The sequence below is a fragment of the Pseudomonas sp. 1L-B-1-E-C1 genome, assembly GCF_057291835.1.
Genome location: NZ_JBXAWN010000009.1, coordinates 234213 through 246877, shown reverse-complemented (window position 1 = coordinate 246877; position 12665 = coordinate 234213). Strand labels below are relative to the sequence as shown.

At 61.6% G+C, this 12665-nt stretch carries 10 protein-coding genes; 1 reads left to right on the top strand and 9 read right to left on the bottom strand.

The genetic code is table 11. The annotated features are described in order from the left end of the window. Window positions 1-70: 70 nt before the first annotated feature. The 9 genes from AC0Z4S_RS17535 to AC0Z4S_RS17495 form a co-directional block, all read right to left on the bottom strand. A complete protein-coding gene (locus tag AC0Z4S_RS17535; RefSeq protein WP_485623923.1) occupies window positions 71-1201 on the bottom strand; it encodes a hypothetical protein in 1131 nt (376 codons plus the stop codon). Further along, window positions 1191-4781 (bottom strand): toxin VasX, encoded by a 3591-nt coding sequence (locus AC0Z4S_RS17530; protein ID WP_485623922.1) that lies wholly within the window; start codon window positions 4779-4781, stop codon window positions 1191-1193. The genes AC0Z4S_RS17535 and AC0Z4S_RS17530 overlap by 11 nt, the downstream gene beginning before the upstream one ends. Before the next feature lie 144 nt (window positions 4782-4925). Beyond that, window positions 4926-6557 (bottom strand): BatD family protein, encoded by a 1632-nt coding sequence (locus AC0Z4S_RS17525; protein WP_485623921.1) that lies wholly within the window; start codon window positions 6555-6557, stop codon window positions 4926-4928. Beyond that, entirely contained in the window at window positions 6554-8290 is a 1737-nt protein-coding gene (locus tag AC0Z4S_RS17520; protein WP_485623920.1) for a tetratricopeptide repeat protein, read from the bottom strand. Before AC0Z4S_RS17520 ends, AC0Z4S_RS17525 begins: the two co-directional genes overlap by 4 nt. Further along, complete coding sequence (locus tag AC0Z4S_RS17515; RefSeq protein WP_253502462.1) at window positions 8287-9366, bottom strand: vWA domain-containing protein; 1080 nt, start codon at window positions 9364-9366, stop codon at window positions 8287-8289. Before AC0Z4S_RS17515 ends, AC0Z4S_RS17520 begins: the two co-directional genes overlap by 4 nt. Then, window positions 9359-9856 carry a DUF4381 domain-containing protein gene (locus AC0Z4S_RS17510; protein ID WP_485623918.1) on the bottom strand — a complete coding sequence of 166 codons (498 nt, stop codon included), beginning with the start codon at window positions 9854-9856 and terminating at the stop codon, window positions 9359-9361. Before AC0Z4S_RS17510 ends, AC0Z4S_RS17515 begins: the two co-directional genes overlap by 8 nt. After that, window positions 9853-10797 carry a DUF58 domain-containing protein gene (locus AC0Z4S_RS17505; RefSeq protein WP_065616205.1) on the bottom strand — a complete coding sequence of 315 codons (945 nt, stop codon included), beginning with the start codon at window positions 10795-10797 and terminating at the stop codon, window positions 9853-9855. The genes AC0Z4S_RS17510 and AC0Z4S_RS17505 overlap by 4 nt, the downstream gene beginning before the upstream one ends. 5 nt (window positions 10798-10802) lie before the next feature. Next, entirely contained in the window at window positions 10803-11762 is a 960-nt protein-coding gene (locus AC0Z4S_RS17500; protein ID WP_007913915.1) for an AAA family ATPase, read from the bottom strand. A 325-nt stretch (window positions 11763-12087) separates the two neighbouring features. Next, window positions 12088-12441 carry a hypothetical protein gene (locus AC0Z4S_RS17495; protein WP_485623917.1) on the bottom strand — a complete coding sequence of 118 codons (354 nt, stop codon included), beginning with the start codon at window positions 12439-12441 and terminating at the stop codon, window positions 12088-12090. Here AC0Z4S_RS17495 and AC0Z4S_RS17490 point away from each other — a divergent pair. After that, window positions 12440-12655: a hypothetical protein gene (locus tag AC0Z4S_RS17490; protein ID WP_485623916.1), complete on the top strand. Its 216-nt coding sequence runs from the start codon at window positions 12440-12442 to the stop codon at window positions 12653-12655. The genes AC0Z4S_RS17495 and AC0Z4S_RS17490 overlap by 2 nt on opposite strands. Window positions 12656-12665 lie beyond the last annotated feature (10 nt).

Genomic DNA, 12665 nt, shown 5'->3' with positions numbered 1-12665 from the left:
TCCGCATTTTGATCAAGAGGGTGGCCGCGAGGAACAAAGGGCGGCGAGAGGAGGGGAGTTTACTGGCAAATCACGCCCCTTGCCTTGTCGCGTGTCTGCTTGCACCGGCAGCGGCGAATATTTCGGTAATCGGCCGATGCGGGTAGCGCTTGTGCATCTGCCGCACCAACTCGCTCAACCGCAACAACTCTTCGCTCGGCTTGGCCCATTGCTCTTTCGGCAATGGCTCGGACCATTTGCGCATGATCTCCGGCAGCGCCTGCTTGCCGATTCTTTCGAGTCGACGAATTTCCCATTCGAGCAGACGGTTGGGAATCGTCCATAAGGTCATGACGTGATACAGGTACCAGAAGAATCCTGACAACCGCGAGCGGCGGCCTTCATGGATCTCCTGATGCATCCGCGCGCGGGCATTGCGGAAAGTATGCAGGCCTTCGTGGGGCGGGTCGTCCGGGCCTTGCAGATCCTGCAAATCCTGAATCGATTTGAGGTCGTTGACTTCGTACTCCATGTAGCCGCGAATCGCTTCCCAATGGCTGATCGCGAGCTCCAGGCCGGCGCATTGGAATTCGAGGCTGGTGAGAGTTTCGCCGTGATGAAAACCGATGCCCATGCCGTATTGGCGATGGACGCCGAACTGGGTGGCACCTTGGGCTTCGATGATCCAGGCGCTGAGCGACTCCCACGGGACAAATACCGGTTCGGTGGCGCCTTCGGGCATGAAGCAGACTTCGCGGCGTTGGCGGTTGAAGCGGGTTGGGATGAGGGAGAGGCGTTTTTTGTGGACGTGGTGCCAGACGCATAGGCCGATACCCAAGGCCATAAAACCCGTTAATAACGCCAATTTGTAAAGGGCAAGAAAAACACCCTCAATAATTTCCTTAATAAACTCCCAGTTATCTCCAAACATGAGCCCAATAAAGCCTCCCACCAGTGGATATAGAAACGCGATCATGAATGTGCCACTGAACGGTCCTCCTAAAGTCACCTGCCACATAAATACCTGCGGGTTTCCCAACCCGAAGTCCATGTAAACACTGTTTAGTTCCCCTATGTGAGGCCCGTAGGGTGGCGTTTGTGTTGGTAATGGCAAGGGCGCGAGATAGGTAATTTTTCCACTCGGAAACGGTTCAATAAATCCCGCTTGTTTCGGCAGTTCAAATGCCACTCTTGGTGTTTGTTTGTCGTTGCTATTGCGCATGGTCGGCTCGCTCCAGATACTGGATTCCGACCTTCACAAGTGGTGGCTTTTCTTTGACAAACTGAGGTGCAACTACGGCGTAGTGTCCGTCTCCACGAGGATCCAGATGGATTACTCGGGTTCGTGACTGCCACTCACCCTTTTTGTTCATAGCCTGAATGCAAACCGCCAACTCCAGTGTTTCTTTCGCCGGGACGAATTCAGAGTCGGAATTTATGGGGTATTGAAGACAGAGCACGAGTCCCTCCGAATTGGACTTGACGATGCGCAGGCTATTCACAATTTCGTTGCTGATGACATCTCTCCGCTCCCGTGGAACTCCTCTATTGTGCAGCGGAGTGGAAATGCGGTGTGCGCCGATACCTAGCCGGCAGCTTGGTTCACTGCCAAGGGGAGGCAACAAGTCATTCAGCGTCAGTCGAGGCAGCACCAGATGAATATCGCTGGTCTTGGCTCTGACCAGCAGATCTTTCAGCCAGTCGTCATGCGGATTTCTCCCAAGTTGCGCGTAAGGCGCGTGAATTACAAAAGCCAAGTAACTTTGATAGTCATCAAGAGAGTGGTCACCACGCATCTCGCCATCCCTGCTCCATGGTGTGATTGTCAGCCATTTATCGTGGGCACTGAGGTTGAAGCGGCTATACAGCCAACTGCCGCTGAGCTCCAGGACCGTAAATAGCGCGCCCGCCAAGTTGAAACGGAAGAAAACCGTAGAAAGGCGTGTACCCGCAGCGGCCCACGCGGCAGTTCGTGCAGCACCGTTTGGCGCCACAATCACGGTATAACCTGCGTACAGGGTGTGACCCAAACCATATGCGTTGACGGTTGTCATTCCGCTGGAACCCAAGGTGCCCAGTGCCGCTGCATTACCCGCCGAATGGCTTCCACTACGAATCGCCTGCTCCCAATTTTTGCGCTGCGTGACAAGACTGTTCGCAGACGATGCCAACCCTGCCAAATAGGTGAAAAAACCTAATCCCACATGCAGTTTCCCCAACTGCACATGCACGTTTTTCAGCGTCGCCTGCTGAAGATTCGTCGCCAGAAATGAACTACGGTTTTTCAAGGCTGTATCCCCAAGACTTTGCGCAGCAGTAAATCCTGCAGCCCCAGTAGCGACAATCGCATTGGCGAATGGCTGCCAAACTCGTTTATTCGCTGTTTGCCTGCGCAGTTCACGCAAAGCCCCCACCAAATTCACCACCTGCACCAACACCACCAACAACCCCATTCCCTCCGTCCGCACCAGACTCGCCTTCGAAACCCCCGCCACCCCCGCGCGAATATTTTCCAGCAACCCACGCAATTCCCCGTGCTGCGCCGGCGGAAACACCACCGTCAATCCCGCTTTCGCCGGCGTAGCGCCATACAGCCGCGCCGAGCGATCCGGCAGTTCGTCGATCGGGCTCAACGCCGCCGCCAGCCTTCCTTCGAACAAGGCCAGTTGCGTACGCACGCGGACGATTTCTTCCTGCAATTCCACCGCCCGGGCGGTTTTGTGGCCCTGGCGGTTTTTGTTGTGGGTGAGCTGGTTGCGTTCGCGGTTGAGGGTTTTCAGGTAGTCGCGTTCGCGCAGCACTTCCTTGATCGTGGCTTGCAGCGCCGCTTGTTCCGCCGGGGTGGACACGGTGAAGGTCACGCCGCTGGTTCGCGCGGCGTCGAAAACGCGCAGGCGCAGGGCTTTGGGCAAGCGCTGGAACAGTTCGTCGAGGTCGGGGATTTTCTCGCCGGCAAGGTCGAAGCCTTCCAGCGCCCGGCTAAGGCCCAGGTTCAGCGCCGGGCTGTAGGTGTCTTGCACGGCATCGGCGAGGACGCGGCTGTGTGCGGGCAGATCGTCCAGCGCGGGCAGTTGCGGCTGCTCGATGCTCTGCAATTTGGCCAGCCAGTCCGGCAGGTTGTTGAACATCGCCATGCCGGCGTTGAACAGCGTTGAATATTGCCCGGCCTGTTCGGTCTGCAAGCGCAGCGGCAAGGTGTAGAACAGCGGGCGGGTCAGTTGCGGGTGTTGCTCGAGGTAACCGAGCATTTGCTCATTGGCCGCGTCGCTGCGGCCGATGTCCTTGAGGCAGGCGTATTCGCTGGTGAAGGCCTGATCGATCTGCACCGGCAGTTGTGCGTCGAAATACCATGCCGAGCGATGGAAACGCCCGGTGCACAGCAATTGCGCGCGGTCGGCGGTGATGCGTTCGAGCAGGCGATTCCAGCGCCCGAGATTGTCGCGATGATTGTTCAGGACCTCGTCCATGGCCGGGCGGTCGACCAGGTCGTTGATGCCGCGTTTACCGCTGAGCAACGGGCCGTCGAGCACGTCCTTCATGCGCCGGCTCTGGTCCTTGCCCAGATCGACCAGTGTGCTCAGGTGGCGCTCGACGAAATCTTCTGGGGCTACTTCGAGAAAATATTCACGGGTGTAAAAGCGTCGATCCGCCTCGGCGGTGACGCGAGCGTGCGCGGTGAAATCCGGGGCGACGCCGTCGAAGCGGTTCAGCGCCAGTGACTCGTCCAATGCCTTTTCGCGCTGTTGTTGCAGTTCAGGTCGAGCCTGAGTATCGGTCGGGACAACCTCACCACCCTTGTTCAAATACTCGAGCAGCGCCTGCCGGGTGTTTTCCCGATCCGGCTCGGGCAATTGCTCCAGTTCAGCGAACAATGCCTGGGCACGCGGATCATCGCTGGCCTTGGCCAAGGAGTCGAAGTCCTGAGCGCCGAGCTGGCTCAGCGATTCGATGTAACTGGCGAGCAGATAGTCGCGCTCGTTGTTATCGGTGTTGCTCCACTGCTCGATCCAGCCGACCACCAGGTCCTGATAATCGGCCAGATCGCGCATCACCCCGAGGTCATCGTTGACCAGCAGAAACAGCGTGTCGTCCTGATAAGGCCCGCGCACCCGACCAAGAAATTCGCCGATATGAGCCTCGCGAAAACGTCGCGGGTTTTCCCACAAATAAGGTTCACGCTCATGCTCCGGCGCATCACTGACCTGCACCGCCGGCATCCGCGTGGCGTCCGCCTCGGCCAGCGGTTTCGCTGTGCAGGCCACTTCCGCCAGCCACTGTTTGGCCTGAGCCACGGTGAGCAAATGCTCGCCGCCGATCAGACAATGCACGGGGCCAAGATCGACCGCCTGCATGAAGTGCTCGCGCTCCTCCGCGCTGTCCAGCACCTGTCGGCACTTCGCCGCGCTCAACTGCACGTCGGCGAAGGTCACATAGAGAGTGCTTTTGCGCGAAAAGATCAACGCCGGACGTTGTTCAATGGCGCTGCGCTGATCCTCGCTGACGCTTTTGCCGCGATGCAGCAATGCGCTGATGACGCCGTCCAGCACGCGATATTCGTAGAGCTCGCCGCTGAGGCTGTCGACAATGTACAGCCAGCCATCGCGCAGGCGGCGGATGCCCATGGGGCGCGTGGTCAGGGTGTAAGGCAGCGTGAATTCGGTGCTGGGGTCGAAGGGTTTTTCCACCAGGCCGTAAGCGAGGGGCAGCAGTTGCACGTGGGTGTTGCGCAAGGGGCAGGCGGCTGGCGCACCAATAGGTGCTTTCGAGGCGGCAGCTGCCGCGAGGTTGGCGGGGTGCATCATTGAGCACATTTCCCTGTGTCTGTTTGTGACAGAGAAATGTGCGTGTATCTGGAAAACGACAGCAGTCAGATCTTTCTGTGTTTCGCGTAGGAAGCGGACACTTGAGACGAAGCCTACAAGCGGTCGTCCGAAATCTTACAGAGGCTACTTGGGATAAAGCGGCGGCAACCCGCTTTCACTCACCGGATCCTGCACCCGTTCCGCCGCCGGGATCGTGCGAATCGCGCGCCACAAATCCTCACCCTGCCAATGCTGCCCGGTCTCGCTGTACAGCGCGCCGTTCAACCCGTCCAACGCATCCGACAAAGGGACGAATCTCGCGGCCATGTCCGCCAGTGTCTCCGGTTGTTGCCGCGCCCAGGCGTCCAGTGCCTGGCGGGTGGCGTGGGGGTCGTTGGCCTGGCTGGCGCGTTTGATGTCGTCGAGCAGGGTGCGCGGGCTCGGGCCGGTCTGGGCGGCGCGGTGGATTGCCGGTTGCCAGCGGGCGCGCCACCAGAGGCCGAAGCCGAGCAGGGTGGTGCAGGCGAGGATCAGGGTGCTGAGTTTCCACCACCACAACACATCATTATCGACGGCGGTCGGTTGCAGGGTGCCGGCCGGGGTGTCGATTTGCAGGCTCGGGTTGTTCGCCACTTGCAGGGTGCGCGCGGGCAGGCTGCTGTGTTCGAGGTGGTCTTCGAAGGTGTTCCACCAGACCACGTCGACGGTGGGCAGGTCGATCGCGCCGCTGCGGCTCGGCACCAGGGCTTCGCGTTCTTCGCGGCTGCCGATGATGCCGCGGTCGCTGCTCTGGTTGCTCAGCACCGGTTGATCGGGGTAGCGGCGCAGGCCGTTGACGTCGGTGGCGGGCAGGGCGGGCAGCTGCGAGCTGGCGAGGCCTTCGACTTTCAGGGTCAGGCTGCGGGTCAGGGAATCGCCGACCTGGGTGTGGTCCGGTTCCGGGCTCCAGCTTTCGCTGAGGCTGAGGCTGCGTGCCGGCAGCCACGGTGCGTCGACCGGGTAGGTCAGGGGTTTCGGTTTGACCGTCAGCGGAATCGACGCCGAGCTGACGCGCATCAATTTGCCGGGCTTCGGCCCCGAGGCGTCTGGCGATGGCGCGGTATCGACCAGCGTGGCGCTGAAGGTCTGCGGGGCGATCGTCAGCAGGCCGCTGTGTTGCGGGTAGATCGCGTAGCGCACCTCGATCACGCCGTGGCGCAAGCCATTGATGTCTTTTTCGTAGGTGCGGGTGTCGCCAAGTTGTTCGATGCGCGCATCGGCGATTTGCAGCGGGCTCAGGCTGCTGTCGTCGTAGAGCGAAACCGAGTGGTAGATGCGCAAGGTCAGGATGGCCTGGGCCTGGACGTAGACGCTGGTCTGATCGACACTGGCTTCGATGAACACCGGGTCGAGGCTGTTGTTGTCTTCGCGGTTGTCGCTGGCGATTACCTGCACGGTGATCGGCTGGCTCTGCGCTTCGCCCAGTTGCAGCGGCGGAATAGTCACGCTGCCGTTCTCTTTCGGCAGCAGGGTGATGATCCAGCGCGTGGTCGCACGGGTGTCGCCGTTGAGCGTGTTGAGCTGGTTGACCTGACGCGTGCCGCGCACTTCGAACAGCGCTTCCAGCGCCGACAGGTCAGGCTTGCCGAACTGAGTGACGTCATCAGTTTCGAGGGTGAGCTCCACCGTCTCGCCGGAGTTCAGGCGACTGCGATCCACGCTGGCGGTCAGCTCGGCCGCCTGAGCGGTAAACGTGCTGATCAGCAGGGGCAGCAAGAGAGCGGTGAAGCGGGTCATCGAATGTTTTCCTGATCCTGATGTTGTTGCTGTTCGTACCAGAATTTGCGCCTGAGCAGTTCGCCCGGGTCGTCCGGGATCTTGCCCAGCCACTGCTCGAGCGCCTGACGCTGCTCGCCTTCGAGATTGTTCTCGCTCGGGCGCAGGGTCGGCACCGTGTCGGTTTCCTCTTCCTCGTTGCTGCCGGGTATTTCGTTGGGGCCTGGCAGCGGCGGGGCGGTCGGCGGCGGTTCGCTGGCCGACTCGGCCGGTTGCGCCTCGCTCTGGGTTTCGCTGCTCACCGCCGGAGGGGGCGCGGTAGTGGGCGAGGGCTCATCGCCGGGCAGACTTTGTTCGTTTGGCTGACTGTCTGGTTCGGTCGGCGGCGGGGCGTTTTTCTGCTTCAGCAGGTTTTCCACCAGCGCCTTGTTGGTCTGCGCCGGACGCAGATCCGGTTGCAATTCCAGCGCCTGTTCATAGGCATCGATCGCCGCTTCCAGCTCACCGCTTTTTGCCAGGGCGTTGCCACGATTGTAGTGGGCGCGGGCGTCGCTGCCCTCGGCGAAGCGCTGAGCGGCGCCACTGTAGTCGCCGGCCTCGTACAACGCCACCCCTTGCCACTGATGATCGTCAAAATGCTGCGCGGCCTCGGCCGGGCGTTTCTGCTTGAGCAGATGCAAACCCTGCTGGTCGGGGCGCAGCCACAAGTCTTCGAAGTCGAAAGCGTAGCTCGGTTGCGGCAGGCACCACAGCAGCGGCAGGCAGAACAGCCAGCCGCGACGCCCGGCACAAGCGGCGAGCAACAGCAGCGGCAACAGCAGCCAATAGCCCTGATCCGCCCAAGTATCCAGACGCACGGTCTGGCCATCGTCACGCAGGCTGCGCGGGCCGCTGAGCAGACCAAGGGCGCCGAGATCGGCTTCGTCGAGACGCGCCGGGTGATATTCGCCGCCGACGCTGTTGAGGAATGTCGCCAGGCCCGGGCTGTCGAGTTGCGGCACGCGAATCGCGCCTTGCTCGTCCTTGAGGAAGCTGCCGTCCTCCTGGGCAATCGGCGCGCCTTCGGCGGTGCCGATGCCGAGCATCAGCAGTTGCGTCGACTCGCCATTCAGCGCACGGCGAATACCGCGCCGTTCCTCTTCGTTGAGCGACGAACCGATCAACAGAATCCGTCCCTCACCCAGCGCACCTTGCTTGAGCAAGGCCAGTGCCTTGCTCACCGCCAGATCGGCGCGGTGACCGCTTTGCGGCATCAGCGACGGCTTCAGCGCGTCGAGCAGATTGCGACTGGTGGCCAGATCATCCGACAGCGGCACCAGCGTGTGCGCGCTGCCGGCATAAACGACGATGGCAGTCTGCGCATCGCTGCGCGCCTGCAACAGGTCGAACAGTTTGCGCCGCGCCTGTTCCAAACGTGTTGGCGGCGAGTCGGTGGCGAGCATTTCCGGGGTCAGTTCCAGCACCACCACCAATGGATCGGCGGGTTTCTGGCTGGTCTGCTCGACGCGCTCCCAGCTCGGCCCGAGCAAGGCCAGAACCGTCAGCAGCCAGGCCACACCAAGGGCAATCCACGGCAATTTGCTCTGGCGTCCGCTGCCGCCACTGAGCAGCGCCGCATGGAATGCTGGCGGCAGAATCATCTGCCAGCGACCGGCGCGTTTCTGCCGGTGCCAGAGTTGCCAAAGCAGCCAGCCGAGCAGCGGCAACAGCAACAGCCACCACGGGCGGAACCAGTGCGGCCAGAACGCGATCATCGGCGCCTCCGCAGACGCAAACGTTGCAGGCGCTCACGCCAATCCGGCAACGGACTTTGCAGATACAGTTGCCTGGTAAACAGGCGTTGCAGCGGATTGTCCGGCCACAGTTCGCGGGCTACCAGCAACAGGCTCAACCACAGCGCCAAGGCCAGAGGCCAGTGATACAAGGCTTGTGCCGGGCGTGCCTGAGTCGGTTGCTGAGTCACCGGCTCGAGCTGATCGAGAGTGTCCTTGATCGCCTGCAGCTCCAAGCCGTCATGGGCGCGGAAGTACTGGCCGCCGGTGACTTCGGCGATGGCTTTGAGCGCGGGTTCATCCAGATCGAGGCTCGGATTGACACCGAGCAGTCCAGTCGAGCCGCTGTCCTCAGGGTTGGCGCCGATGCCGATTGGATAGATTCTGACGCCTTCGCTGGCGGCCAGTTTCGCGGCGGTCAGCGGATTGATTTCGCCGCCATTGTTGGCACCGTCGGTGACCAGAATCAGCACGCGACTTTGCGCCGGCCGTAGGCGCAGGCGTTTCAAGGCCAGGCCTATGGCATCGCCAATCGCCGTGTTCTTGCCGGCGATACCGATCCGCGCCTCGTCGAGCCACACCCGCACGGTGCGTCGATCAAAGGTCAGCGGCGCTTGCAGATACGCCTGACTGCCGAACAGGATCAAGCCGACGCGGTCGCCGTCGCGACTTTCGAGGAAATCGCCGAGCAAATGCTGCACCAGCGACAGGCGACTGACTTCTTCGTCCTGCCATTGCATGTCGGGGAAATCCATCGAGCCGGAGACGTCCACCGCCACCAGCAGATCACGGCCACTGGCGGCGATCGGCAGCGGTTCGCCAAGCCATTGCGGGCGCGCGGCGGCGATCAGCAGAATCAGCCACAACAGGATGAACGGCGCCTGCTGGCGCCAGGCCGGCAAGTTGGCGCGAGCGCGGCGGCGGGCGAGGCCTTCGAGGTCGGCGAGGAAACTGACTTTGAGTGCTGGCTCGCCGCTGTCGGCCACTGGCAGGACAAGACGCATCAACCACGGCAGTGGCAACAGCACGAAAATCCACGGCCAAGCGAACTCAAACATGTTTGCGGATCCACGTGTCGACTGCCTGGGTCAGGCCGGCGATGGCTTTGTCGTCGAGTTTGCATTCCGGTTTGTACGCGCCCTCGACCAGCACCATCCAGCGCGTCAGGCCGGCGGCAGGGCAGCGGTTGTCGAGGAAGGCCAGCCATTTGCGCCCGTTGAGGGTGTGGCTCTGGCTGTACGGATAGTGGTTGCGGCACAGGCGTTTGAGCAGGCCGTTGAGTTGTTGCAGCCAGGCGCCGGCCGGCGCGCCGTCGTAGGGCTTGGGCATTTGCGCCAATTCGGCGAGGGCGGCGACGCGCACCGGATCCAACGGTTGCTCGGCGCGCACCACCGGGCGTTTCTTCATCGGAATGAAGCGGCGCAGTTTCCACACGGCGAAACCCAGCAGCGGCAACAACAGAAGCAGCAGCCACCAGCCCGGCGCCGGCGGCCAGAAGGCAATCGGCGGCGGTGAGATCAGCGGTTGCAACTGCTCGAGGCCGCTCATCGACCTTTCCCCGGACGCTGCGGATTCAAGAACTCGCGCATCTGCTCGACCATTTCACTCTGGGTGCTCAACGGCATCAGCAACACCCGCAGCTTTTGCGCGAGCAATTCCCAGCGAGCGATGCGCGCTTCGGCCTGGGCGCGGTAGGTCTGGCGCAGGTCGAAGTTCAGCGTGTCGATCTCCAGTTGCGCGCCACGTTCGGCGAAGCGCAGCAGGCCGGCGGCGGGCAGAGCGTGATCGAGTGGGTCGGACAGCGGCAACATCAGCAGATCGCAATGCCGCGCCAGCAGGCTCAGTTGCTGCTCTGCGCTGTCGGACAGCGCGCGTTCATCGCAAATGACGATGGCCAGACTGCCCGGCCGCAGCACTTCCCGCGCGCGGCGCAGGGCCACGCCGAAGGCATCGCGATCCGGCTCGCGCTCGCTGTGCAGCGACTGATTGACCTTGACCAGACGGTTGAGCAATTGCAGCAGGCTCTGCTTGCTGCGCCGAGGCTTGATTTCGTAGTGCTCGTTATCGCCAAACACCAGCCCGCCGACGCGGTCGTTGTGCCCCAGCGCGGCCCAGCCGATCAACGCCGCGACTTGTGCCGCCAGCACCGACTTGAACATCAGCCCCGAACCGAAAAACAGCCGCGTGCTCTGCTCGACCATGATGAAAATCGGCCGTTCGCGTTCTTCATGAAACAGCTTGGTGTGCGGTTCCTGGGTGCGAGCGGTGACGCGCCAGTCGATGGTGCGCACATCGTCGCCGGCCTGATACACCCGCACCTGATCGAAGTCGACGCCACGGCCACGGAATTTCGAGTGATGCAGGCCGATCAGCGGGCTGCGCTGACTCGGCGTGGAAAACAATTGCACCTCGCGCACGCGGTGACGCATCTCGATCAGCTCGGCGAGGCTGATGCGGATACCGGGTTCGGGGGGCAGGGCAGCGTTCATGGGGGTCAAGCGACGGCGACGACGTCGAGAATCCGCTGCACCACGCGATCCTGATCGATACCAGCGGCTTCGGCCTCGAACGACAGAATGATGCGGTGGCGCAACACGTCGAACAGCACGGCCTGAATGTCTTCCGGGCTGACGAAGTCGCGACCGGCCAGCCAGGCGTGGGCGCGGGCGCAGCGATCGAGGGCGATCGAACCGCGCGGACTGGCGCCATAGGCAATCCACTCGGCCATTTCCGGGTCGAACTTGGCCGGGTTGCGCGTGGCCATGACCAGTTGTACCAGGTATTCCTCCACGGCGTCGGCCATGTACAAACCGAGGATTTCCTTGCGCGCGGCGAAGATCGCCTGCTGGCTGACCCGGCGTTCGGGCTTGGTCTCGCCGTTCAGGGCCTCGCCACGGGCTTGCTGCAGAATGCGGCGCTCGACGGCGGCGTCGGGGAAGCCGATCTTGACGTGCATGAGGAAACGGTCGAGCTGGGCCTCCGGCAACGGATAGGTGCCTTCCTGTTCGATCGGGTTTTGCGTGGCCATCACCAGAAACAGCGGCGACAGTTCATACGTGCTGCGCCCGACACTGACCTGACGCTCGGCCATCGCTTCGAGCAAGGCCGATTGCACCTTGGCCGGCGCACGGTTGATTTCATCGGCCAGCACCAGGTTGTGGAAGATCGGCCCTTGCTGGAACACGAAACTGCCGGTTTCCGGGCGATAGATCTCGGTGCCGGTGATGTCGGCCGGCAGCAGGTCGGGGGTGAACTGAATTCGATGGAACTGGGCTTCGATGCCCTCGGCGAGTTCTTTGATCGCTTTGGTCTTGGCCAGGCCGGGTGCGCCCTCGACCAGCATATGGCCGTCGGCGAGCAGGGCGATGAGCAAGCGCTCGATGAGTTTTTCCTGGCCGAGAATCTGCGTTGAAAGAAAGGTTCGCAGCGCCAGCAGCGCTTCACGATGTTCCATCGGTGACTGTTCCTGGAAAGGGAGTGGCCGGGGCGTTCGGATAACGCCGGGGCTGGGGGCGTTACTTTAATCCATCGCAGGGGGCGGCGACTAACGGCATTTTGTAGAAAAGCGCAAAAGATCGCCGTCTTCGGCAGCTCCAGGATTGGAATGCAATCACCTGTAGGAGCTGCCGAAGGCTGCGATCTTTTGATCTTCCGTCAGCAGAAAATTTATCGGGCGGCAGTTCTGGCCCCTTCGCGAGCAGGCTCGCTCCCACAGGGTCTGATGTGCGCATTCCAATGTGGGAGCGAGCCTGCTCGCTAAAGGGCCAGCCCAGGCAACATCAAACCTCGCTGATGAAGGTTCCGGTCCCATCGAGGATATTCGTCAACGTCTCGACAACCTCATCCATATCCACCATATCCGGGTTGAACGCGATCTCCAGCACATCATCCCCGTTCAACGCATCGGCATCCGCCGCGGCGATCTCGATCTTCAGCAGACTCGAAGTCAGCGTGACTTTTACCCCGTCAAGCGTCGAAGGCTCGCCATCCAGAGTGATCTCCAGCTCATCTTCATCCGGATAACGGCTCATCAGGAACATCTCGCCCTTGTCGCTGTGGCAGCAGAGCATGGCCATGTTGTCTTCTTCGTCGTCGCACGGGTTGACGATCAGTAGGGCGGTGGTCATTTGCATGGGGAAAATCCTGGGCAGTGGCGGCGGTGAATCTGTTCGAAGGCGCGATTTTGCCAGTCTCAACCGGTTTGCGCTGCCTGCATCGGCAAAAAGTGGCAAAGCAGGACATTTCCGTCGTTCGTTTCCGAACAGCAAGAGGGAAGAGTCCGGCGCCGCCGTAAGGCAATTAACGAATGCCGAACATCAAGCCGTAATTGCGATTTTTCGCTTGTGATAGCCTCCTT

Coding starts and splice junctions, on each gene's coding strand:
- AC0Z4S_RS17535 (WP_485623923.1), bottom strand. CDS start 1,201: ATGCGCAATAGCAACGACAAACAAACACCAAGAGTGGCATTTGAACTG.
- AC0Z4S_RS17530 (WP_485623922.1), bottom strand. CDS start 4,781: ATGATGCACCCCGCCAACCTCGCGGCAGCTGCCGCCTCGAAAGCACCT.
- AC0Z4S_RS17525 (WP_485623921.1), bottom strand. CDS start 6,557: ATGACCCGCTTCACCGCTCTCTTGCTGCCCCTGCTGATCAGCACGTTT.
- AC0Z4S_RS17520 (WP_485623920.1), bottom strand. CDS start 8,290: ATGATCGCGTTCTGGCCGCACTGGTTCCGCCCGTGGTGGCTGTTGCTG.
- AC0Z4S_RS17515 (WP_253502462.1), bottom strand. CDS start 9,366: ATGTTTGAGTTCGCTTGGCCGTGGATTTTCGTGCTGTTGCCACTGCCG.
- AC0Z4S_RS17510 (WP_485623918.1), bottom strand. CDS start 9,856: ATGAGCGGCCTCGAGCAGTTGCAACCGCTGATCTCACCGCCGCCGATT.
- AC0Z4S_RS17505 (WP_065616205.1), bottom strand. CDS start 10,797: ATGAACGCTGCCCTGCCCCCCGAACCCGGTATCCGCATCAGCCTCGCC.
- AC0Z4S_RS17500 (WP_007913915.1), bottom strand. CDS start 11,762: ATGGAACATCGTGAAGCGCTGCTGGCGCTGCGAACCTTTCTTTCAACG.
- AC0Z4S_RS17490 (WP_485623916.1), top strand. CDS start 12,440: ATGGGGAAAATCCTGGGCAGTGGCGGCGGTGAATCTGTTCGAAGGCGC.
- AC0Z4S_RS17495 (WP_485623917.1), bottom strand. CDS start 12,441: ATGCAAATGACCACCGCCCTACTGATCGTCAACCCGTGCGACGACGAA.